The sequence below is a fragment of the Leifsonia sp. NPDC058230 genome, assembly GCF_042882245.1.
Lineage (GTDB): Bacteria > Actinomycetota > Actinomycetes > Actinomycetales > Microbacteriaceae > Leifsonia.
This window is the reverse complement of sequence record NZ_JBHVWM010000005.1, coordinates 211,979-233,998: the sequence shown is the minus strand read 5'-3', so window position 1 is coordinate 233,998 and position 22,020 is coordinate 211,979. Positions and strand designations below refer to the sequence as shown.

The window sequence follows — 22,020 nt, the reverse complement described above, 5'->3', positions numbered from 1 at the left end:
CTTCCTCTTCTGTTTCCGCTCCCATCGGGAGCGGAGGATCGTACGGGGCTCGTGAGCCTCAGGTGGACTGGCGGACGACGAGTTCCGCCGGGAGGGTGATGGTCGCAGGCACGCCGCCGGCGACGAGGTCGAGCAGCAGACGCACGCCTTCTGCGCAGATCTGGTCGAAGGGCTGGCGCATCGTGGTCAGACCCGGCGACGATGTCGAGGCGATGTTCGTGTCGTCGAAGCCGGCGACGGCGACATCCGTGGGCACCCGGTAGCCCGCGGCGGTGAGCACGCTGAGCGCTCCCGCGGCCATCTGGTCGTTGGCGGCGAAGACGGCATCGAGATCGGGGGTCCGTCCGAGCAGTCGTTGCATCGCTGCCGCACCGCTGCGCGGCGACCAGTCACCTCGATCGACGAGGTTCGCGTCGAACTCGTCACCCAGCACGGCCTGGTAGCCGGCCAGCCGGCCGACGCCGCCCGGGGTGTTGTCCGGTCCCGAAATGAACGCGATTCTCGACCGTCCGCGATCCCGAAGGTGCTCGACCATCCGCCGGGCGCCGTTGAAGTCGTCGCTCGCGACGCTGCCCAGGGAGCGGGATGCGCCGACCGGCGGACCGAACGCCACGATCGGCACTCCGGCGCCGACCAGCTCCGTCACGAGCTGACTGCCGCTGTGCGACGAATAGGCCAGCAGCACGCCGTCGACGTGGCCCGACGTGATGTAGTCGGCAGCACGCGCCTGCTCGGCGGCCGTTCCGGCGACCAGCACGACCAGCGACTGTCCGCGTCGGGCCAGCGCCTGCGCCGCACCGCGCACGAGCACAGAGAACACCGGGTCGTCGAACAGGGTGTCGGTCGGCTCCGTCAGCAGGAAGGCGACGGAGTTGGACTTGTTCGTCGCGAGACTCCGGGCGTGCGGATTCGGCTTGTAGCCCGTCGACGTGATCGCATCCCGGACCGCGGACTCCGCTTCCTCGCTCACCCAGCGTCCGCCGTTGAGGACGCGTGAGACGGTCCCCCGGGAGACGCCCGCCAGAGCCGCGACCTCGCGGATGGTCGGGCGTTTCACGGATGGCTGGGTCACGGAATCCTCTTCTGTTCTCGGAGTCGACGACGGGTCAACGGACGGCGCCGGCGCTCAGATCGACGCGCCAGTAACGCTGCAGGATGAGGAACAGAGCGATGAGCGGGATGATCGAGACCAGGGATCCGACGATCACCGTCGTATACAGCGCTGGTTGCGAGGCCCCCTGGTTCAGCATCGTGTACATGCCGACGGTCAGCGGGAACAGGCGATCATTGCCGAGCATGATGTACGGCAGCATGAAGTTGTTCCAGATGCCGACGAACTGGAACAGGAAGACGGTGACCAGGCCGGGGAGCATCATCGGCACGCCGATCTTCAGGAAGGCGTAGAAGTCGCGGGCTCCGTCGGTGCGCGCGGCTTCGATGATCTCGTCGGGTACCGAGGCACCCGCGTAGATGCGGGCGAGGTAGATCCCGTACGGGCTGATGATCTGCGGCAGGATCACCGCGAGATAGCTGTTCGTGAGCCCGAACTTCGCCATCAGGAAGTACTGCGGCACCGCCAGGATGATCCCGGGCACGAGCACACCGGCGAGCAGGATCGAGAAGATCAGGGCCTTGCCCCGGAACCGGTACTTGGCGAGGGCGTAGCCACCCATCGCCGAGACGATGGTCGAGAGCAGCGCACCGATGCCGGCGATGATGAAGGTGTTCAGCATCCACGTCCAGTAGATGCCCCCGCCGTAGTTGGAGAGGTCGGCGATGTTCTTGAAGAGGGACAGACCCGGGGTGAAGGTGTTCGTCGAGAACAGTTCGGCCTGGCTCTTGCTCGACGCGATGAGCACCCAGATGACCGGGATGAGGCAGTAGAGCGCTCCGAGGAGGAGCACGATCGTCGAACTCCAGCTGACGCGGAAACCAGCCCGGGCGTCCGTCCCTTCGCGTTTGGGCCGGGTGCCGGCGATTGTCAAAACGCTCATCGCGCTTCCCCCTCTCCCGCGAATGCGCGGCGCTGGATGACTTGAAGGACGCCCCAGGAGAGGGCGAAGATGACGATTGCGATCACGATGCTCGTCGCGGCCGCGGTGTAGAAGTCGTTGCGGATGAAGGCGTCCCGGTAGACCTTCATCATCGGCGTGAAGGTCGTCGAGATGGAGTTGGTGAGAGGACGCAGAGTGTTCGGTTCGTTGAACAGCTGAAGGGTCGAGATGAGCGAGAAGATCGCCGTCAGGATGAGCGACGGAACGATGATCGGGACCTTGATCCGCAGCGAGATCTGAACCTCCGACGCGCCGTCGAGGCGCGCGGCCTCATACAGCTCGGTGGGTATCGAGCGCAGGGCCGTGTACATCACGACCATGTTGAATCCCACGCCACCCCAGATGCCGATGTTGGCGATCGCGAAGATGACCGAGTTGCCCTCGAGGATGCTGGGCACGTTGAGGCCCATCGCCTTCGTGATGCTGTAGAACGGGCTCGTCCCCGGCAGGTAGAGGAAGCCCCAGATGAGGGACGCGATGATGCCCGGCACGGCGAAGGGCAGGAAGATGGCGATCCTGCTGAATCCGCGAGCGCGACTGCGACGGGAGTCCAGGATCAGTGCGAACAGCAGCGCGAGGCCGAGCATCACGGGCACCAGGATGACGCCGTAGATCAGGATGCGGACCGCGCCGGCCAGCAGGTCGGGGTCGGTGAGCGCGCTGACGTAGTTGCTGAAGCCGGCGAAGACCTCCTGTTTCGCGTTCGGCCCGAGACCGAGCCCGACGACGTGCGACTTGAGGAAGCTGAGGTAGATCGTGTAGATGATCGGGGCCGCCATGAACGCGGCGAAGAGCACGATCGCGGGGATGAGCATTCCGTATGGGGTGAAGCTGGCGCGTCGACGACGTGGTGACGAGGTCAGTCCGCGCTCGAGCGAGCCAGAGACCCGGCGAACGGCAGTGTCGGCCATCGTGAACTCCTTGAGGTAGAGGGTGCCGGAGGGCGCGCGTGCGCCCTCCGGCACCGACATCGGGTGCTACTTGGTGAATCCGGTGGACTTCAGATCGTCCGCCGTGGTCTTCTGCATCGACTCGAGAGCCAGGGTGAAGGCGGCAGCGGTCTTGGTCTCGACGGCCTTGCCGAACGCGTCGTTGAACGCGCTGTAGGCGACGTTGACGTTGGGGCCGTAGGTGAAGGGCTTCGTCGTCGCGTTGATGTCGCCGATCTTCTTCCAGAAGTCGGGGTCGTCAGGGAAGAACGCCGGAGCAGCCGACAGTGCCGGAGCGGCAACCTTGGTCGCGGCCGCGTACAGTCCGCCGTCCTTGACCAGCGACGTCACGCCCTCCGTGCTCGAGTCGAGCCAGGTGACGAACTCCGCCGCCTCCTTCGGGTGCTTGGACCCCGTCGTGACACCGTTCAGCGATCCACCCCAGGTGCCGGTCGCCGGGCTCGCCGCATCCCACTGGGGAAGCGGCGCCATCGCCCATTTGCCGGATGTGTCGGGCGCGTTCCCGAGCAGGACGCCCGGACTCCACGCGGCACCCACCCAGCCGACCTGACCGCCGGTGTTCAGCGCGTTGTTCCATTCAGGCGTGTACTGCGGAGTGTTGTCGATCACTCCGGACTCGACCAATCCGCCCCAGAACGCGGCGACCTTCTTCGTCGCGGCGTCGTCGATGTTGACGGACCACGAGTCGCCCTTGACCGACCACCACGACGAGCCCGCCTGCTGGGCGAGTCCCTTGAACTGCCCGGCGTCCGCCGACGAGAAGGTCCCGAGGAACTGCGCGGGGTTCGCGTCGTGGATCTTCTTCGCCACCTCGGCGTACTCGTCCCACGTCTTCGGTGCCGTCAGGCCGAGTGAGTCGAAGATGTCCTTGCGGTAGTAGAACTCCATGGGCCCGGTGTCTTGCGGGACTCCGTAGACCGCGTCGGTTCCGAGCGTCGCTCCTGACCAGTCGCCCTCGGAGTACTCGTTCTTCAGGTCGGCGGGAACATACTTCGAGATGTCCGCGAGCACGTTGTTCGATACGAGGGACGGCACCGTCTGGTACTCGGCCAGCGTGACGTCGGGGAGCCCGCTTCCCGCCTTCGCGGCGGCGAGCAGCTTGGTGACCGACGGGTCGCCCTGCGCGATCTTGATCTGTCGCACCTGGATGTTCGGGTGGGACTTGTTCCAGATCGCGACGGTCTTGTCGATGTTCGTGGACCAGGACCAGAAGGTGAGGTTCACCTTGCCGCCGCTGTCACCGCCACCCGGGTCGCTTGAACATCCTGCTGTGAGGAGCGCAGCGGCGACCACTGTGGCCGCAAGCGCGCCTTTGATGAATGTGCGCATAAATCCTCCATTGGATTTTCTAGTCGGTGCGCCTCGGCACCGACCCTTTTGCCACGGCCCACGCAGGTTGCGGGCCCGGACACTGGGACCGTGCACAGTTCCGGTCGCACGTCGGCTGGGTAATCTCTTCGGTGCGCCGGGCACAGCCCCATTTGGTGTGCCTCAGTATATTTACACTGTAACCGGTTCGAGTCAACCTCTCAGGCCAACGCAGGCATCGTATTCCCCGAAAGTGAACCACTGGAGAACGAGACTGTAACCGATCACGGGTTTGGGGTAGTGTTCCGAGTCAAGCGCCAAAGGAGGCCATCAGTGAAACGCAGTGATTTCCCATCCGACTTCGCCTGGGGAACGGCGACCGCCGCCTACCAGATCGAGGGATCGACGACCGCGGACGGCCGCGGCCCCAGTGTGTGGGACTCCTTCGTACGAATTCCCGGCGCGATCGCCGACGGCAGCACAGGCGAGGTCGCCGACGACCACTACCGGCGGTGGCCGGAAGACCTCGAACTGATGAGCGGCCTGGGCGTCAACGCGTACAGGTTCTCGATCTCCTGGACCCGCATCCAGCCCGACGGCACCGGCCCCGCCGATCGCCGCGGCCTCGACTTCTACCGCCGGCTGGCCGAGGCCTGCCTCGCGCGCGGCATCGCTCCGTGGGTCACGCTCTATCACTGGGATCTGCCGCAGGCACTCGAAGACCGAGGCGGCTGGCTGAACCGGGACACCTCCGAGAGATTCCGGGACTACGCCGGCGAGGTCTACACCGCACTCGGAGACGTGGTCACCGACTGGATCACCCTCAACGAACCGCACGCCGCTGCGTTCGCCGGATACTCGGGCGGGGTGCACGCGCCCGGGCTCCGCTTGGGCGACGGCGCCGCCGCACGTGCCGGCCACCACCTCCTGCTCGGTCACGGACTCGCGCTCCGCACGGCCCGCGAGCTCCTGCCCGCCTCTGCCCGCGTGGGGATCACCCTCGACATCTGGCCGATGCGGCCGGCGTCATCGGCTCCGGAGGACGTCGCCGCGGCTCGCCTGGTCGACGGCGGGCAGAACCGGTTCTTCCTCGATCCCGTCCTCGGTGGCGGCTACGACCCTGAGGTGATCGCCGCCTTCGGAGAGTCGGACTGGTTCAACGCGCTCCCATCCGAAGACGCCGCTCTGATCTCGGCGCCCGTGGATTTCGCGGGCATGAACTACTACGGAGCGCGATCCGTCAGCGCGGCGCGTCCCGACCTGATCGAGGCCGAGGGAGACCAGCCGGGCGGCGAGCTGGCCCGGTTCGTCGACGACGGGGCTCCCAAGACGCAGATGGGGTGGCCCATCCACCCCGAAGGACTGGTGGAGGGGCTCCGGATGTTCCACGAGCTCGCGCCGGACCTGCCGTTGTACGTCACCGAGAACGGTTCCGCCTGGCCGGACGAGCTCGTCGACGGCGCCGTCGACGACGTCGACCGCGAGCGCTACCTGTTCGACCACCTGAGCGCGTGCCGCGACGCCGTCGCCGAGGGGATCCCGCTCAAGGGCTACTTCGCCTGGACCCTGCTCGACAACTTCGAGTGGCAGTTCGGCTTCTCGCGTCGATTCGGACTGTTCCACGTCGACTACGAGACCCAGCAGCGCACCATCAAACGCAGCGGCCGAGCATACGCCCGGCTGCTCGGGGGCAGCGCGGGAGCGTGACCCGGCGGGGCCGGCCAGCGCCCGCTACACGAAGAAGCTCGAGTACGGCTCCCCCGCATCCACCCGCAGAGCAAGGCCTCCCGCGCCGAGAAGCGCAGCGTCGCCGCCGAGGATCGCCGGGCGCACGGCCACGGTGGAGAACGGTGACGGGAGTTCGGCGCGCAGCCGGGATGCGAGCGGCGCCGTGAAGAGCTCGCCGACGCCGGACACCCCGCCGCCGAGCACGACGACGCCCGCGTCGAACAGCGTCACGGCGGCGGCCAGTGATTCGCCGAGCTCCTCCGCAGCTCTCCGGATCACCTCTGCCGCCACGACGTCGCCATCGCGCCCCAGCCGGGCGATGTCCCGCAGCCCGCGGGATCGGCCGGTGAACTCGAGGTAGGTGCGCTCGATTCCCGGACCGCTGGCGAACGCCTCGACGTGGTCGATGCCGCCGCACGAGCAGACCCGGCGGCGCGGCGACACGATGCGCACATGCCCGACCGATCCGGCCATCCCGGATGCGCCGCGCACCACCCTGCTTCCCGTGACGGCCGCCCCGCCGATGCCGGTGCCCACCGCGACGAACAGGAACCGGTGCAGGTCTGCGGCGCCGCCCGACCAGAGCTCGCCCAGGGCCGCGGCGTGCACGTCGTTGACGACGATCGCGTGGGCGTCGAGCCTGCGCTCGAGCCCCGCGGCGGCATCGGTTCCCGCCCAGCCGGTGAGATGGTCGGTCGCGTGCACGACACGTCCACGCTCGTCGAAGGCGCCGGCACTGCCGACGCCGAACCGGTTCGGCCTGATGCCTGCGGCCGCCGCCACCCGCGAGGCGAGCTCCGCGGCGGCGTCGAGGATCGCATCCGGGCCCTCGGACGCGGGCGTGGACACCTCGGAGCGATGACTGAGACGTCCCCGGCGATCGACGACGGCCGCCGCGATCTTGGTGCCGCCGATGTCGATGCCGACGGTCGCATCCGCCTCAGGGGTCGCCGGTGTCGACGATGTCACTCCCGGGACCGTCATCGACGTCGGAGCGAGGCCGCGACGAACCGGCGTGTGATCGCGACGGGGTCGGTGATCGCACCGCCGACGACGACCGCGAAGGCCCCGGCGTCGAAGGCCCGGGCGACATCGTCGGGTGCGGCGTACCGGCCCTCGGCCAGAACGCGCACACCGCGAGCTGCGAGGTCGGCGACGAGTCGGACATCCGGGGCGGGACCGCTGGGCGAATACGGCGTGTAGCCCGACAGGGTCGTGCCGACGAACGTCGCACCGGCCTCCCACGACTGCATCCCTTCGTCGAACGTCGAGACGTCGGCCATGAGCGGGGCGCGCGTCGCGTCACGGGCGCGGTGAAGGCGGGCAGGGATGTCGTCGAAGACCTCGCTGGTCGCATCCACGGCGACGATGTCGGCGCCGGCCGCGACGAGGCCGAGAACCTGATCGTCGGTCACGGTGATCACGCTACGCCGCTCCCCCTGCTGCTTGTGCAGGCCGATGATCGGCACCTGCGTGAACTCCCGCACCGCCGCGATGTCGGCCGGAGCGTTGACCCGCAGGGCGACGGCGCCGCCCTGCAGAGCGCTCGCGGCCAGCCGTGCGATCGTCGGGGTGTCGCGCATGGGCGATCCCGTCGACGCCTGGCACGAGACGATCAAGCCTCCGCGCAGGGTGTCCAGCAACGACCCGAGGGCTCCCTCGGTCTGCTCTTCGCTACTTGAGTGCGCCAGCACTGATACCCCCTACGAAATAGCGCTGGAACACCACGAACAGTGCAAGCGCGGGAATGGTGAAGAGAACGGATGCGGCCATCAGCGGCCCCCACTCGACGTTGTGCTCGCCGAAGAAGGAGTACAGCCCGATCGAGAGCGTGTACTTCGACTGGTCGTTGAGATAGATGAGCGGATTCAGGAAGTCGGTCCACGCCCAGACGAACTGGAAGATCGTCGCCGTGATCAGCGCCGGCCGCGCCTGCGGCAGCACGATCGACCAGTAGATGCGGAACTCGGACGCTCCGTCGATGCGCGCCGCCTGCAGGAGCTCGTTGGGAACCGACATGAGGAACTGCCTGATCATGAAGATGAGGAACGGTGTTCCGAAGAAGGCCGGGGCCACGAGCGGGATGATGCTGTTGGTGGCCCCGAGCCCGTTCCAGAGCAGGAACAGCGGGATCATCGTCACCTGCGGCGGCAGCATCATCGTCGCCATGACGATGATCAGCAACGGCCGTTGACCTCGCCAGCCGATCTTGGAGAGCGAGTACGCCACGAGCGGGGAGGCGATGAGCATCCCGAGAACCGAGAGCCCCGCGATCACGATGGTGTTCCCCAGGTACTGCCAGAACGGGATCTGCTCGAAGACCGCCGCGAAATTGGCGAGCGTCCACTCTTTCGGCCACAGCGACGGCGGCGCGCTGAAGATGTCGTTCGGCAACTTGAACGCCGTGCTCAGCATCGCGAGGAACGGGAAGACGAAGGCGAGGGTCAGCACCCAGACGAGCACGTACCGACCGGTCGAGCGCCCGGGCCGGCCACGTCGGCGTCGCGGTTGCGGCGCATCCCGGCGGGTCGCGGTTGCGGTGCGGTCGACGTCCGTGCGCCGGCGGGTCTCAGTCGCGTCCAGAACCATAGTGAACCCATTTCTTCGACGACCAGAGGAGGAGGAGCGTGATGACGAGGGTGATCAGGAACAGCACCCACGCCATCGCCGAGGCGTACCCCATCTTCAGGAAGACGAACGCATTCTGATAGAGGTACATCGCGTAGCTGATCATCGATTGCCCCGGGCCGCCGCTCGCCTCGTTGAGCCGGGTCTGAGTGAGCAGGTACGGCTGGGTGAAGATCTGCAGGTACGCGATCACCGTCACGATCACCTGGAAGAGCGTGACGGGCGAGACCGTCGGCCAGGTGATGAAGCGGAAGCGCTGGAACCACCCGGCGCCGTCGAGTTCGGCGGCCTCGTACTGCTCGGCCGGAACCTCTTTGATCGCGGCGAGGTAGATGATCATCGTTCCGCCGATGGTCCAGAGGCACATGAGCAGGATGGCCGGCTTGCCCCAGTCGGGCTGTTCGAGCCATTCCGGCTGAGGCAGATGCAGCAGCCCGAGGAAGTAGTTGACGAAGCCGTACTGCGTGTTCAGCAGCCAGCGCCAGAGGTAGCCGCCGACCACGACGGGCACGATCGTCGGCAGGTAGACCAGCGCCCGGTAGAGGGGCTGGCCGCGCACGGGGAGGTTGAGGAAGTGCGCGCCCGCGATCGAGATGAGGATGGTCAGCGGCACACCGAACACCGTGAGGAACAGCGTGTTCCACAGCGACTTCCAGAACGTCGTGTCCTGCATCATGTGGGCGTAGTTGTCGAGGCCCACCCAGGCCGGCGCCTGGAACAGGTTGAAGTTCGTGAAGCTGTAGGCCGCGGATGCGATCACCGGCCAGACGATGAACACCGCGGCTCCCACGATGAACGGCGACGCGAACGCCAGACCCAGGAGGGTCTGGCGCCGCGCCACGCGGTTGGCGGTCTTAGCCTGCATCGTACGACTTGGCCTTGTCCGCCACGGACTTCATGGCCGCTTCCGGGGTGGCGACGCCGCGCACCACATCGTCGAAGGCGGTGCCGAGATCGGTCGCGTACTCGGCGCTGTACGGCTGGCTCGCCAACGCCTTGGCGTTCTCGCCGGCCAGCACTTTCAGCCAGGAGTCGAAGTTCGGGATGCTGCTGTACGCCGAGTCGGTGAGCAGCGACGTCTTCGACGGCAGGTTGCCGAGCGCCAATGTGAAGTCGGTCATCGGCTTGTCTCCGACGATGTACGCGAGGAACTTCGCCGCCTCGGCCTTGTGCTTGGAGTTGCTCGGGATGAACAGCGTGCTCGTCGACACCTGGGTGGTGCCTGCCAGCTCCTCGCTCGCCGCCGGGATGTCGATGACCCCCCAGTTGAGGTTGGGCGCGACCTTCGGGATGTTCACCGCCTGCCATTCGCCGTCGATGACCATGGCCTCCTTGCCCGTGTAGAACGGGTCCTGCGCCGACATGTACTGTCCGAGCCCGCTGGTGAACGAAGCGATCTTGTCGGCACCGAACTTGTCGGTGAGCGTCGAGGTGTACCAGTCGAGGGCTTCGATGTTCTTGGCGTCGGTGGGAGACGGGGTCTTGCCGTCCTTGCCGTCCCAGGTGCCGCCGAACGCGTAGCCGAGGGTGGTCAGCAGTGTGGAGGTCGACGGGTTGCCGAGGCCGATCTGGGTGATCGCGCCGCTGGCGTCGGTCACGGTGAGCTTCTGGATCGCCGTGGCCAGTTCATCCATCGTCGTCGGCGGCTCGACGCCCGCCGCGGCCAGCAGATCCTTGTTGTACATGAGCTGCTGGGTGTGCACGGCGATCGGCAGCGCGTAGGTCTTGCCGTCGAACTTCATCTGCTCCATCGATGCCGGGGCGAAGTCGCCCAGATCGACCTTGTCGGCCTTCAGGTACTCGTCGAGGGGAGCGAGGATCCCCTTCGACGCCCACGAGCCGACCGTGTTGCCGAAGTTGTCCGAGATGTCGAAGCTGCCGTTGCTCGACGACATCGAGGTGAGCTGCTTCTGTGCGTCGGGGCTCGAGACACCGACGACCTTGATCTCGCTCTGGCTCTTGTTGAAGTCGGCGATCACCTTTTCAAGCGCCTTTGCTTCCTCGCCACCCCAGAGGTAGGAGAAGGTGATCGTGGTCGGTCCTGAGCTCGCCGCGCCCGAGCATCCGGTCAGGGCGATCGCGGCGACCGCGACGCTCGTCAGCGCGGTGACGCGCAGGCCGAGCCGCCGTCTGGTGCTGCTGGTTTTCATGGGTGTCCTTTGGGTGTGTGGGTTTCGGGAATGGAGGTTGCTTGTCAATTGGTGTACTCCATTTTGTCAAACGATGTCAACCAAATTCCTAAAACTCGCCAGCACTTGCGTAAAACAGGTCGATCATCCCTAAAATGGGCTTCACCAATTCATCGAAGGGATGCTGCACGGAATGGCGGAACAGCACACCAAGTCGGAGCGGCTGCGGCAGCACCTGGTCGAGGTGATCGATCAGGGGCTCGAGCCCCACTCCAAGCTGCCACCCGAACGCGAGCTGGCGACCGAGTTCGACGTGAGCAGGCTCACGGTGCGCCGCGCGCTCGACCGGCTGGAGCACGACGGGCTCGTCTATCGCGTGCAGGGCGCCGGGACGTTCGTCGCCGCCCCGCGCATCGCCAAGTCCGTCGAGCTGACCTCGTTCAGCGAGGACATGCGCGCGCGAGGGCTCGAACCCGGCTCGTCGATCCTCGTCAGCGAGACCATCCCGGCGGGTGCGAAACTCGGCGCCAAGCTGCGCCTGAGTCCCGCGCACGAGCTCTTCCACATCCGGCGCGCCCGCACCGCCGACGGCGAACCGATGGCGCTCGAGGACTCCTACCTGAATCCGGAGCTCTTCCCCGGCCTGATCGACAACGTCGGCAGCGATTCCCTCTACCGCATCCTCGAGACCGACTACGGGATGCGCATCGAATGGGCGGAGCAGAGCATCCACGCCAGCGTTCTCGAGCCCGAAGAGGCGGCGATCCTGCATGCGCCGCCGTTCTCGCCTGCGTTCTACGTCACCCGCACCAGCTTCGACGCGAAGGACCGAGCGGTCGAGTACGCGGAGTCGACCTATCGCGGCGACCGGTACCACTACGAACTGCAGATCCACCGCTCCCGCTGAGCGGTTCCAGCTCCGGCCCCACTCCATAGGAAAGCGACCATGCGCATTGCACTCGTCCCGCTCGACGAACGCCCGGTGAACGTCGACATCCCCCGTCAGGTGGCCGCCATCGCCGGCGTCGAGCTCGTGCTCCCGCCCGCCGAGGCCATGCCGGCCTTCCGCCGGCCGGCGGACATCGGCGCGCTGCACGCGTGGCTACGGGATGTCGTCGACGACCCGGCCACCTCCCATCTCGTCGTGTGCGTCGACACCCTCGTGCACGGCGGCATCATTCCCGCGCGGATCACCGACGACTCGGTCGTCACCGCGCTGCGGCGCCTCGACCTCCTGCGGGAGCTGACCGCGGCATCCCCCGCGCTCGTGGTCACCGCCGCGTCGCTCATCATGCGGGCCAGCAACTCGTACTCGAACGTCGAGGAGCCGCCGTACTGGAAGGACTACGGTCGCGAGTTGCACGCACTCGGGGGCGAGCTGCACCGGATGCTCGAGACGGAGGTGACCGCCGGCGAGCGCGCCGCCTCCGCCGTGGAGTCGAGCATCCCGAGCGAGGTGCGCAGCGACTTCGAGCGGCGGCGGCTGCGCAATCACATGATCAACCTCGCCAGTCTGGGACTGCACGAAGAGGGAGTCATCGAGACGCTGGCGCTCACAGCGGACGACACGGCGCCGTACTCGGCGGGCTCGGCCGAGCAGGTCTGGCTGCGGCACTGGACGCGTGCGCTGCCGAGCGGTCGCTCCGTGCTGATGTACCCGGGCGCCGATGAGGTGGGCGCCGTGCTCGTCGCGCGCGCGATCGCAGCCGTCGCCGGCTCGCCCCGTTGGGCCATCGTGTGCGGCGAACCCGACGGCCTCGACCGCGTTCCCAACTTCGAGAACGCCCCACTGCTCGACAGCCTGACCCGTCAGATCGTGGCATCGGGCGGACGGGTGGCGGAAGCGGGCGAGACGCCCGATCTCGTCGTCGTGGCGCACGCCCCCGACCCGGCACGCGGAGACTTCTTCGGCAGCCGCCCCGATTCCGATCCGGCCGCCACCGAACGCACGGTGGCCGCGGTGCGTGCCGCACTGGACTCCGGTGCCGGAGTCGCCCTGGCAGACGTGCGCTTCAGCAACGGCGGCGACCCCGACCTCGTCGACCGGCTGGCCGAGGAGGGTCTGCTCTTGCGCCTGTGGTCGTACGGGGGCTGGAACACCGCCGGCAACACGATCGGCGCAGCGGTCGCCCACGCGGCCGCCGGCTGGGCCGGTCGCCGACTCGGGACCCTCGACGAGACGGAGGCCCGGCGCGCATTGCTCATGCGCATCCTGGACGACCGGGCATACCAGAGCGGCACGCGGCTGGCGATGCACACCGACGAGTTCGGCGGCAGCATCGGACCGGTCGCACCGGACGCTCAGCGCTCGGCCGTCGCCCGCATCCGGCGCGAACTGCAGAGCTATCTCGACGGCGTCACCGCTCCGAGCGCGCCCTGGAGTGTCGTGGACGTCGAGCTGCCGTGGGCGAGGAGCTTCGAGATCGGCCTGGTTCTCGAACCCGCCTAGCTCGCGGGAAGCAGCTTCGTCACCTGCGCGTCGACCACCTTGCTCAGTCCCGCGCTGAACGTCGCCGTCATGTGGTGCGAGTCGCGGTAGACGAGCGTGCTGCCGATCACGGCCGGGCAGGTCGTATCGCAGAAGTAGCCGACGAAGTCGACGTAGGTCGCACCCTTCGCGGCCTGCTCCACCGTGCGCACCTCCTTGTTGATCGCCTCGACGGCCGGCCGCGCACACGCGGCCGCATCCTTGAGGTGCGACGAGAGGCAGACCGAGGGCGGCGTCCCCATGTCGGGCGTGTCGGAGAACACCGCGACCTTGGACGGCGAGAGCGCACGAATGGTGGTCTGCAGTCCCTTGCTCCACGCGGAGGCGAAGCGGGTGTTGTCGGCGCCGAGGTCGGCTCGACCGTAGTTGGCGAGCACCACGAGCGCCGGAGGCTGAGCGGTGAGCCGCTTGATGACGCCGGCTCGCCACGTCGTGCATTCCGTGTACGGCGCATCGTCGCGGAGCACCGAGAGGGTGACCGACGGGCACGAGCTCTTGGTGTTCACGTCGAGCCTGATCTGGCCCGCATCGGCCATCGCGGCGAGCGCGGGATACCACTGGGCCGCGTGCGAGTCGCCGAACAGTGCGACGACGGGAGCGGCCTGGTTCGTGCCGACCAGGCATCCGCTCGGATCCGTCGACCCGAAATCGCGGTGGCAGCCGTTGGCGTAGATCGCCGGGTTGTCGTCGGCCGCCCCCTGCAGCGTCGGTTTGAGGTTCGACGGCACGTACGCGGTGCCCTTGGGCAGCAGACCCGCGCCGCTCGACGGTGCGGCCGCCTTGTTCGTGCTCAGCGACGTGTTGCTCGTCAGCACCAGAGAGCAGGCACTCAGAGCCAGCACGGCGACGGATGCGACGAGACCGATCAGCAGCGAACGGCGCGGCCGCGCATTCGCCCAGAAGTCGGCCGTGCGTGCCGGGTTCTCCACGGTCACGTACAGGAAGTGGGCGACCGGGATCGCGGCGAACGCGATCGCCAGCTTGACCTCGGGATGCAGCGGCTCGTTCAGCCCGAGCGCAGCCTGTGCCAGCTGCAGCATCGGCCAGTGCACCAGGTAGAGCGAGTACGAGATCATCCCGAGCCAGAGCATGGGCCGGAGGCTGAGTAGCCGGGCGGGGCTCCACGCGTGCCGCGCGGTACAGCCCGCGATGAGCGCCGCCGCGGCGAGCACGGGCAGCAGCGCGTTAACCCCGGGGAACACCGTGGTGTCGTTGTAGACGGCGGCGAGCACGAGGAGGCCGGCGAGACCGGCCCATCCGAGGATGGCGACGAACGGGCCCCGCACCCAGCGCGCGCCCTTGGTGAGCAGGAAGGCCAGAAGACCGCCCACTCCGAGCTCCCAGGCCCGAGACGGCAGCGAGAAGAACGCCCACGGCTGCGACTGCCCCAGCAGCCACACACTGAACGCGAACGAGGCGACCACGAGCACGATCATCAGCACGAACAACCCGCGCCGCGACCGGCGCGCCAGGAGGAATCCGACCGCGAGGATCGCCGGCCAGAACAGGTAGAACTGCTCCTCGATGCCGAGCGACCAGTAGTGCTGGAACATCGACGGCGTCGTCGTGGCGAGGTAGTTCGTGCCCTCCACCGCGAACCAGTAGTTCGGAACGTAGAGGGCCGTCGCCAGCGCATCCTGCAGCACCGTCTCGCGCTGCAGCGGCGCGACCCAGAAGAGCGACGCGACCACGGTCAACCCGAGCACGACCATCGAGGCCGGCAGGATGCGCCGCACCCGGCGGGCGTAGAAGTCGGCGAAACTGATCTTCGACCTGCGCTCGAGCTGGCTGAGCAGGTGCCCGGTGATCAGGAAGCCCGACACGACGAAGAAGACGTCGACGCCGATGTACCCGCCGGGGACGAAGACGACGCCGGCGTGGTACACCAGCACCAGGAGCACCGCGATCGCTCGCAGTCCCTGGATGTCGGGCCGGAAGCCGCGCGATGTGCTCGTGCGCTCGCCGGTTCCGGCGCTTGCGCCCGCGGGCGTGCTGGTGCTCGTGATCGTGCTCAATGCTTCTCCCAGATAACAGAGCTCGGCCTCGGGGGGCCGGGCTCGAGGTGTGCCACATGGGTAAGCGGCGGGCGACGTTCGAGTACTTCAAACTCTGCCACACCGACCACCCCCATTCGGGGGCGAACACGGTTGTTTACAGAATGTTAACGAGAGCTGCTCGTCAGGATGACCAGTTGCTGGGTCGCTCGAGCACCACCAGGTCGAGGTCGAGCGCCGTGGGCCGTTCGGCGCTACCGGTGAGCCGCGGCCCGCACACCACTGACGGCCGCAGCGACTCCGGCGTCCCACGGCATGCCGTGCCCGGGGAGCACCCACTTCGCCTGCACGACCTCGTTGAGGTGGTCGAGCGACGCGAGCGCCTCGTCGGGCTCGTCGGTGAACGGCGCGGGCTGCGGCCCACGCTCTCCGGTCAGCACGTGCCGAGTGGTCAGGGCATCGCCCACGAACACCGCATCGACGGCAGGAACCGAGACGGCGATGCTCCCCGGCGAGTGGCCGGGCATCGAGATGACCCGCGGCGAGCCGGGGAGGTCGAGGACCTGGCCGTCGTGAACGGGGACCACTTCCTTCAGATAGGTCGTGCGCAGTCCTCCCTTGCGGGTGGAGTAGCCGAGAAAGCGGAGGGTCGCTCCCAGCTTCATGTGGCCCCACGCGGGAGACGTCTTCTCCTCGCCGCGGGCGCGTGCCGCATCCGCTTCGTGCACGTAGATCGGCACACCGTGGTCGCGGCGCAGGCGCTCAGCGAATCCGACGTGGTCGGAGTCGCCATGGGTCAGGATGACGCCACGGATGTCGTCGACACTGCGGCCCATCGCCTTCAGCTCGGCGAGCAGGTCGTGCCAGTTGCCGGCGAGACCGGCGTCGATGACGGTGATACCGCTCTCGTCTTCGACGAGGTAGGCGGCGACGAGGTCGGAGCCGATGCGGTGGAGTGAGGGTGCGAGTTGCATCATGACGTCTTTCGAATCGAGGGCCGGGAACCGGATGTTCGAGGTATGATGGCTACGATACATAGCTATGATGGCTAACGTCAATAGCCAGATCGTCGAGAGCAGGGAAAGGCCACCATGCCGACACCGGACCGCACCTCCCTCACCGAGATCGTCGCCGCCGGCACCGCGATCCTCGAAGCGGGCGGCCTCGACCGTCTCACCATGCAGGCCGTCGCCGAGCGGGTGGGCGTGCGCGCGCCGTCCCTCTACAAGCGAGTGCGCAGCCGAGATCATCTCATCGCGCTCATCGCCGAGCAGACGTTGCACGACCTGACGGAGCAGCTCGAGGCTGCCGCCGGGCTTCCCGGCTCCGACCCGCGCGAGAATCTGCGCGCCGTCGCCAGGGCATTCCGCTCGTTCGCCCGCGACCGTCCGGACTCGTACGGGCTGGTCTTCTCCCAGCCGCGCGAGATCGCCAACCCGTCCGAAGCCCTGCTGGCGTTCGCCAGCAAGCCGGTGCTCGACGTCGCGGCGGCGCTGGTCGGTCCGGACGACGCCCTCGAGGCCGCGCGCACCGTCACCGCCTGGGCGACCGGGTTCATCTTCCTCGAGCTGGGCGGGCGCTTCCGCCTCGGCGGCGACGTCGAGCGGGCCTTCGACTTCGGTGTCGACCTGCTCGCGGACGGCCTGCAGGCGGCGAGCAAATCGCATCCGGAACCTGTGGCACGCTGAAGGGATGCACGTTCTCGACAACACCGCGTGGAATGCGCTGACCGGTGCTCACGCTGCGTTCGCGGTCGGCGACGACCATGCCAAGCGGTACCGCGCCGACGTCTCCCCGTTCGCCGCGGTCGCCGACCCGGCGGACCCGCGGGCGTGGACGCACCTCGCGCAGCTCGTCGGGCCGGGTGAGGTCGTCGGCGTCTACGCGCCCGGGACGCCCGCACCGCGCGAGGGCTGGCGCACGGTCGGAGCCTACGACGCCCTCCAGCTCGTCTACACCGCAGACCGCGCCCCCGTGACGCCCGATACTCCGCTCGTCGAGCTGGGCGACGCCGATGTCGCCGAGATGACCGATCTCGTCGAGCGCACGAAGCCGGGGCCGTTCCTGCCGCGCACGATCGAGTTCGGCGGCTACCGGGGCGTGCGCGTCGGCGGGCAGCTCGCAGCGATGGCGGGTCAGCGGATGCGTCCCGACGGCTGGTGCGAGGTCAGCGCGGTCTGCACCGATCCCGATTTCCGCGGACGGGGCTATGCCGCCCGGGTGATGGCCGCCGTGATCGAGGACATTTTGGAACGCGGCGAGCGCCCGTTCCTCCACGTGGAACGCGCGAACGAGCGGGCGGTCTCGGTGTACGAGAAGCTCGGGTTCGAGCGCCGCAGCGACACGAGCATCCTGGTGCTCGAACGCCTCTGACGCCGAACCGGCCGAGTTCGGCTACATCGTGTCGAGGATTCCCACGAGCTGCTCGAACGTCGTCATGGGGTTCAGGATGGCGAACCGCGTGTTCGGTCGTCCGGCGTGCGAGCTCGGCGTGACGAACGCCCGCTGCTCGGCGAGCAGCCGCGCAGACCAGTCGGCGTAGTCCGCCCGCGACCAGCCATCGCGCTCGAAGACCACGACGGAGAGCTGGGGCTCCCGCACCAGGCGGAACCCCGCGCGCGACTCGATCTCGCGGGCGATGTCCTGCGTGAGTCGGAGCGACGCGGTCACCGCATCCCGGTACGCGGCGGCACCGTAGGTCGCGAGCGAGAACCAGAGCGGCAGCCCGCGTGCGCGACGGGTGAGGTGCGCGGCGTAGTCGGACGGACTCCACTCCGCGGTCTCGGTGAGGGTGTCGAGGTACTCGGCGTGCTGGGTGTGAGCCCGTCGGCCGGCCTCCGGATCACGGTAGATCAGGGCGCAGGCGTCGAACGGTGCGAACAACCACTTGTGCGGGTCGACGATGACGGAGTCGGCGTGCTCCACCCCGGCGAAGCGGTGCCGAACGAGCGGCGAGAGCATGCCGGCCAGCCCGTAGGCGCCGTCGACGTGCAGCCAGAAACCGAACTCCTCCTTGAGGGCGGCGATGGATGCGACGTCGTCGACGATCCCGAAGTTGGTCGATCCGGCCGTGGCCACGACGGCGAACACGGAGTCGCCGTGCTCCTCCAACGCGGGGCGCACGTTCTCGCCGGTGAGCATCCCGCCCTCCGAGGGGACGACCGGGACGACCTCGATGTCCATCACCCGCGCCGCGGAGGCGATCGACGAGTGCGCTTCGGCGCTGCAGACCACGCGCCAGCGGGCGGGCTGCACGGCGCCGACCGTTTCGAGTTCGGCACGGGCGTGATCGCGGGCGGCGACGAGGGCGGAGAGGTTGCCGAGGGTGCCGCCCTGCACGAAGACCCCGCCGGCCGTCGACGGCAGCCCGAACTCGCCCGCCAGCCAGGAGAGGACCTGGTTCTCGGCGAAGACAGCGCCCGAGCCCTCGAGCCACGACCCGCCGTACACGGCGCTCGCGGAGACGACCAGATCGAAGGCGGTCGCTGCCTTGGTCGGCGCTGTCGGGATGAACGAGAGGTACTGCGGGTGGTCGGTGGTGATGCAGGCCGGAGCCAGCACGTCGGCGAAGAGGGTGAGTGCGCGGTGCGCGCCGATTCCGTCTTCGACGATCGTCTCGCCCGCCAGCCGCGCGAGCTCGGCCTCCGGCAGCGGGCCGTCGAGCGGGGTGTCGGTGCTGAGGATGCGCTGCCGCGAATACTCCAGCACCAGGTCGACGAGGTTGATCGTCTCGTCGGACACCTCGTGCATCCGGGTCGCGCCCGCCGCCTGCTCTTCGTCTGCGCGCATTGTCGCGCCTCCCTCTCTTCAGCCCGGCCAAGACTCTCACACTCCCCAGAGCGCATCCACTCGCGAGTCCTCACAAAATCGCCTGAAAACGGCCGAGTCCACGGAAAGTTCGTGGACTCGGCTGTTACTACTTGAGGAGTCGGGCGGCCGCACCAATAAGGGGGCTGTGGTTGAGTAGCGGAATGACCACGACGGCCGTCTTTCTGAACGGGACCGTCGGCGTCGGCAAGTCGACCGTCGCCGACGCGCTCGGCGCCGCTCTCAGGGCCGAGCGCATCCCGCACGCGGTCATCGACCTCGACGAGCTCCGGCGCGGCTGGCCGTCACCGCCAGGGGACCGGTTCAACACCACGATCGAGCTCGCCAACCTGCGCTCGGTGGCCGCGAACTACATCGCCGCCGGCGCTCGGATGCTCGTGCTGGCTGGGGTGCTGGAGGAGACGGCGATGGTCGAGCGCTACCGCGAGGCGCTGGGCGCATCCGTGTCGCTCACCGTCGTGCGGCTGACCCTCGAGCCCGCCGAGGCCGAGCGCCGGCTCCGTCGACGCCACGAGAACGACCCCGACGGACTTGCATGGCACCTGAACCGCTTCGCCGAGCTCGACGGCATCATCGACGCCGCTCGCTTCTCGGTCGCCACGTTCGACACCACCGCTGATTCGCCCGCGCTCGTCGCCGAGCGCATCCTCAGAACGGTGAAGGACGCGGGATGAGGGACGAGGGTTGAGCGTCTTCAGCGTATGTTCACCCGTGTCTTTTTCCTCTCGGCGGCGCCGCACGGCAGGATGAGGTCATGACGACTGATCTTCACGCGGTGTACCGCGACCTGCACCAGAACCCGGAACTCTCGTTCGAGGAGACGCGGACGGCCGCCATCGCCGCGCGCCACCTCGAGGGCGCCGGATTCGAGGTGCTCACCGGCATCGGACGCACCGGTGTGGTCGGCGTGCTGCGCAACGGCGAGGGCCCGACCGTGCTGCTACGTGCCGACATGGATGCGCTGCCGGTGCTCGAGGACACCGGCCTCGACTACGCGAGCGTCAACGTCGGGGTGATGCACGCCTGCGGCCACGACGTGCACGTCGCCGGCCTGATCGGCGCGGCGGAACAGCTGAGCGCCGAACGCGGGGAGTGGCGCGGCACGCTGATCGCACTGTTCCAGCCGGCCGAGGAGGTCGGCGGCGGCGCGCAGTCGATGCTCGACGACGGGCTCTACGAGCGCATCCCGGTGCCGGATGTGGTGCTCGGCCAGCACGTCGGCCCGGCTCCCGCAGGCGCTCTCGGCGCCCACCCCGGCCCGGCGTTCGCCAGCGCGGACAGCATCGATATCACCGTGTACGGCCGCGGGGGCCACGGTTCCCGTCCCGAGACGACGATCGACCCCGTCGTGCTCGCGGCGTCGATCGTGCTCCGGCTGCAGACGATCGTCGCCCGTGAGATCGCACCGCGGGACACCGCGGTCGTGACGGTCGGACGGCTGGTCGCGGGGACGAAGAACAACATCATCCCGAACCACGCAGAGCTCGGATTGAGCATCCGGGCCTACAACGAGGACGTGCGCACGCGCGTGATCGCGGCCGTCGAACGGATCGCGCGGGCCGAATCGGCGGCATCCGGTGCACCGGAGCCTCTGATCGAGTACGCGGAGTCGTTCCCAGTGACCGTCAACGAGCCCGCGGCGACCGAGCGCACGAGCGCCGTGTTCCGGAAGGCGTTCGGCGAGGCGTCGGTGCTGGACCCCGGCCAGGTGAGCGGCAGCGAGGACGTCGGGCTGCTCGCGACCGCGGCGGGCGCTCCCCTGGTCTACTGGATCCTCGGAGGAGCCGACGCGCAGACCTACCTCGCCGCGGCGAGCGCCGGAACCGTCGAGACCGACATCCCGTCGAACCACTCCCCGTTCTTCGCGCCCGTGATCGATCCGACGATCGACCGCGGCGTCGCAGCCCTGGTCAGCGCAGCCCGGGAGTGGCTCGGCTGATGAGCGTGCGCGAGCTGCGGGCCATCGCGGCCGACGGGGTCGTCCTGGCCGGGTCGCTCTGGGCTCCGGATGCGCCGGTCACGCCGCCCGCGCTGCTCGCCATGCATCCCGGCTCGGGCGCGTCCGACCGGGACAACGACGTTCTCTTCCCGCCCATCCGCGAAGCCGTCCTGCAGCTCGGAGTGGCCGTCTGCACCTTCGACAAGCGCGGCGTCGGAGGGTCGGGCGGCTCCTGGCTGACGGCGGACATCGAGACGCAGGCGGCCGACCTCGCTGTCGGGGCCGCGGCGGCGCTCGACGCACTTTTCGTGGTGGGGGAGGCGCCCGTTCCCCGTTTCGGTCTGTTCGGGCACAGTCAGGGAGGCTGGGTCGCGCTGGCGGCGGCCGAGCGCACGGGCGCCGACTTCGTCATCACCAACTCCGGACCGGGCGTCACCCCGCGCGACCAGGAGTCGTACTCGACCCGCACCCATCTGGACCGGCTCGAGCTCGTGGCCGAGCGGGAGACGGCGGCCGCGGCCACGTTCGACGAGTTCATGCTGATGCTCTCCGACGGCGTCCCGTTCGCCGAGGCCGAGGCGTGGATGCGCGACCCCTCGCGCCGCCGCGCCTTCGAAGACCTCGCCGACGCCGGAGCCTTCGTTCCCGACAGCGAGGACCTGTGGGCATTCGCCGCCACGATCATCGACTACGACCCGGCCGAGTCGTTGCAGCGGCTCCGGGTTCCGCTGCTCGCCCTGTTCGGTGCCCTGGACGCGGCGGTCCCGGTCGACGTGAGCGCCGAACGCTTCCGCGCGCTCGTGCCGCCCGGACTGCTCTCGCTGCGCGTGATCGCGGAGGGCGACCACCGCATCCAGGTGCCGGGAACGGACACCTTCGCGCCCGGATACCTGGAGTCCCTCACCGCATTCGTCGCGGAGCGCCTCCCGTCGTAGCGGTCCCGATGGGCAGCGATCCGGGCGATCGCCGGAGAC

20 protein-coding genes and 1 pseudogene are annotated in these 22,020 nt (G+C 68.4%); 8 read left to right on the top strand and 13 right to left on the bottom strand.

Features of this window, described 5'->3' with window-relative positions:
* Nucleotides 1-58: 58 nt before the first annotated feature.
* The 5 genes and pseudogenes from ACFVV0_RS17135 to ACFVV0_RS17115 all read right to left on the bottom strand — a co-directional run bounded on the left by ACFVV0_RS17135 (nt 59) and on the right by ACFVV0_RS17115 (nt 4,333).
* The gene (locus ACFVV0_RS17135; RefSeq protein WP_387065754.1) at nt 59-1,072 is read right to left on the bottom strand and encodes a LacI family DNA-binding transcriptional regulator; all 1,014 of its coding nucleotides are present in this window, start codon (nt 1,070-1,072) and stop codon (nt 59-61) included.
* Nucleotides 1,073-1,106: 34 nt separating this feature from the next.
* The gene (locus tag ACFVV0_RS17130) at nt 1,107-1,673 is read right to left on the bottom strand and encodes a carbohydrate ABC transporter permease (protein ID WP_387066362.1); all 567 of its coding nucleotides are present in this window, start codon (nt 1,671-1,673) and stop codon (nt 1,107-1,109) included.
* A gap of 177 nt (nt 1,674-1,850) precedes the next feature.
* Nucleotides 1,851-1,949: pseudogene (locus tag ACFVV0_RS17125) on the bottom strand (carbohydrate ABC transporter permease); the annotation flags it as partial.
* Between the two features lie 41 nt (nt 1,950-1,990).
* Complete coding sequence (locus ACFVV0_RS17120; RefSeq protein WP_387066360.1) at nt 1,991-2,869, bottom strand: carbohydrate ABC transporter permease; 879 nt, start codon at nt 2,867-2,869, stop codon at nt 1,991-1,993.
* Nucleotides 2,870-3,031: 162 nt separating this feature from the next.
* Nucleotides 3,032-4,333 (bottom strand): ABC transporter substrate-binding protein, encoded by a 1,302-nt coding sequence (locus ACFVV0_RS17115; protein ID WP_387065751.1) that lies wholly within the window; start codon nt 4,331-4,333, stop codon nt 3,032-3,034.
* 312 nt (nt 4,334-4,645) lie between these two features.
* On the opposite strand from ACFVV0_RS17115, the gene ACFVV0_RS17110 reads away from it, so the two are divergent.
* Nucleotides 4,646-6,019 carry a GH1 family beta-glucosidase gene (locus ACFVV0_RS17110; protein ID WP_387065748.1) on the top strand — a complete coding sequence of 458 codons (1,374 nt, stop codon included), beginning with the start codon at nt 4,646-4,648 and terminating at the stop codon, nt 6,017-6,019.
* 24 nt (nt 6,020-6,043) lie between these two features.
* Here the strand turns inward: ACFVV0_RS17110 and ACFVV0_RS17105 are convergent, their stop codons facing one another.
* The 5 genes from ACFVV0_RS17105 to ACFVV0_RS17085 are packed head-to-tail and all read right to left on the bottom strand — an operon-like array spanning nt 6,044 to nt 10,818.
* Nucleotides 6,044-7,009 (bottom strand): ROK family protein, encoded by a 966-nt coding sequence (locus ACFVV0_RS17105; protein WP_387065745.1) that lies wholly within the window; start codon nt 7,007-7,009, stop codon nt 6,044-6,046.
* A gap of 11 nt (nt 7,010-7,020) precedes the next feature.
* Nucleotides 7,021-7,734, bottom strand: coding sequence for an N-acetylmannosamine-6-phosphate 2-epimerase (locus ACFVV0_RS17100; protein WP_387065742.1), 714 nt, complete (start codon nt 7,732-7,734; stop codon nt 7,021-7,023).
* Entirely contained in the window at nt 7,715-8,629 is a 915-nt protein-coding gene (locus ACFVV0_RS17095) for a carbohydrate ABC transporter permease (RefSeq protein WP_387065739.1), read from the bottom strand. Before ACFVV0_RS17095 ends, ACFVV0_RS17100 begins: the two co-directional genes overlap by 20 nt.
* Nucleotides 8,610-9,533 (bottom strand): carbohydrate ABC transporter permease, encoded by a 924-nt coding sequence (locus ACFVV0_RS17090; protein ID WP_387065735.1) that lies wholly within the window; start codon nt 9,531-9,533, stop codon nt 8,610-8,612. The genes ACFVV0_RS17095 and ACFVV0_RS17090 overlap by 20 nt, the downstream gene beginning before the upstream one ends.
* Nucleotides 9,523-10,818, bottom strand: coding sequence for an ABC transporter substrate-binding protein (locus ACFVV0_RS17085; protein ID WP_387065733.1), 1,296 nt, complete (start codon nt 10,816-10,818; stop codon nt 9,523-9,525). Before ACFVV0_RS17085 ends, ACFVV0_RS17090 begins: the two co-directional genes overlap by 11 nt.
* A gap of 172 nt (nt 10,819-10,990) precedes the next feature.
* Here ACFVV0_RS17085 and ACFVV0_RS17080 point away from each other — a divergent pair, with 172 nt between their 5' ends.
* Nucleotides 10,991-11,704: a GntR family transcriptional regulator gene (locus tag ACFVV0_RS17080; protein ID WP_387065730.1), complete on the top strand. Its 714-nt coding sequence runs from the start codon at nt 10,991-10,993 to the stop codon at nt 11,702-11,704.
* Nucleotides 11,705-11,743: 39 nt separating this feature from the next.
* A complete protein-coding gene (locus tag ACFVV0_RS17075; protein ID WP_387065727.1) occupies nt 11,744-13,246 on the top strand; it encodes a DUF4127 family protein in 1,503 nt (500 codons plus the stop codon).
* Here ACFVV0_RS17075 and ACFVV0_RS17070 read toward each other — a convergent pair.
* Together ACFVV0_RS17070 and ACFVV0_RS17065 are read right to left on the bottom strand one after the other, a co-directional pair.
* Nucleotides 13,243-15,300 carry an acyltransferase family protein gene (locus ACFVV0_RS17070; protein WP_387065724.1) on the bottom strand — a complete coding sequence of 686 codons (2,058 nt, stop codon included), beginning with the start codon at nt 15,298-15,300 and terminating at the stop codon, nt 13,243-13,245. The two genes, ACFVV0_RS17075 and ACFVV0_RS17070, sit on opposite strands and share 4 nt — an antisense overlap.
* A 233-nt stretch (nt 15,301-15,533) precedes the next feature.
* Nucleotides 15,534-16,256 carry an MBL fold metallo-hydrolase gene (locus tag ACFVV0_RS17065; protein WP_387065721.1) on the bottom strand — a complete coding sequence of 241 codons (723 nt, stop codon included), beginning with the start codon at nt 16,254-16,256 and terminating at the stop codon, nt 15,534-15,536.
* Between the two features lie 114 nt (nt 16,257-16,370).
* Here ACFVV0_RS17065 and ACFVV0_RS17060 point away from each other — a divergent pair, with 114 nt between their 5' ends.
* Both ACFVV0_RS17060 and ACFVV0_RS17055 read left to right on the top strand, forming a co-directional pair.
* Nucleotides 16,371-16,967: a TetR/AcrR family transcriptional regulator gene (locus tag ACFVV0_RS17060; protein ID WP_387065718.1), complete on the top strand. Its 597-nt coding sequence runs from the start codon at nt 16,371-16,373 to the stop codon at nt 16,965-16,967.
* Between the two features lie 4 nt (nt 16,968-16,971).
* Nucleotides 16,972-17,652: a GNAT family N-acetyltransferase gene (locus tag ACFVV0_RS17055; RefSeq protein WP_387065715.1), complete on the top strand. Its 681-nt coding sequence runs from the start codon at nt 16,972-16,974 to the stop codon at nt 17,650-17,652.
* 21 nt (nt 17,653-17,673) lie between these two features.
* Here the strand turns inward: ACFVV0_RS17055 and ACFVV0_RS17050 are convergent, their stop codons facing one another.
* Nucleotides 17,674-19,068 (bottom strand): pyridoxal phosphate-dependent decarboxylase family protein, encoded by a 1,395-nt coding sequence (locus ACFVV0_RS17050; protein ID WP_387065712.1) that lies wholly within the window; start codon nt 19,066-19,068, stop codon nt 17,674-17,676.
* A 182-nt stretch (nt 19,069-19,250) separates the two neighbouring features.
* Between ACFVV0_RS17050 and ACFVV0_RS17045 the strand changes: the two genes are divergently transcribed.
* The 3 genes from ACFVV0_RS17045 to ACFVV0_RS17035 all read left to right on the top strand — a co-directional run bounded on the left by ACFVV0_RS17045 (nt 19,251) and on the right by ACFVV0_RS17035 (nt 21,981).
* A complete protein-coding gene (locus ACFVV0_RS17045; RefSeq protein ID WP_387065709.1) occupies nt 19,251-19,781 on the top strand; it encodes an AAA family ATPase in 531 nt (176 codons plus the stop codon).
* An 80-nt stretch (nt 19,782-19,861) separates the two neighbouring features.
* Complete coding sequence (locus ACFVV0_RS17040; protein ID WP_387065706.1) at nt 19,862-21,046, top strand: amidohydrolase; 1,185 nt, start codon at nt 19,862-19,864, stop codon at nt 21,044-21,046.
* Complete coding sequence (locus ACFVV0_RS17035) at nt 21,046-21,981, top strand: alpha/beta hydrolase family protein (protein ID WP_387065703.1); 936 nt, start codon at nt 21,046-21,048, stop codon at nt 21,979-21,981. The genes ACFVV0_RS17040 and ACFVV0_RS17035 overlap by 1 nt, the downstream gene beginning before the upstream one ends.
* Nucleotides 21,982-22,020: the final 39 nt, after the last annotated feature.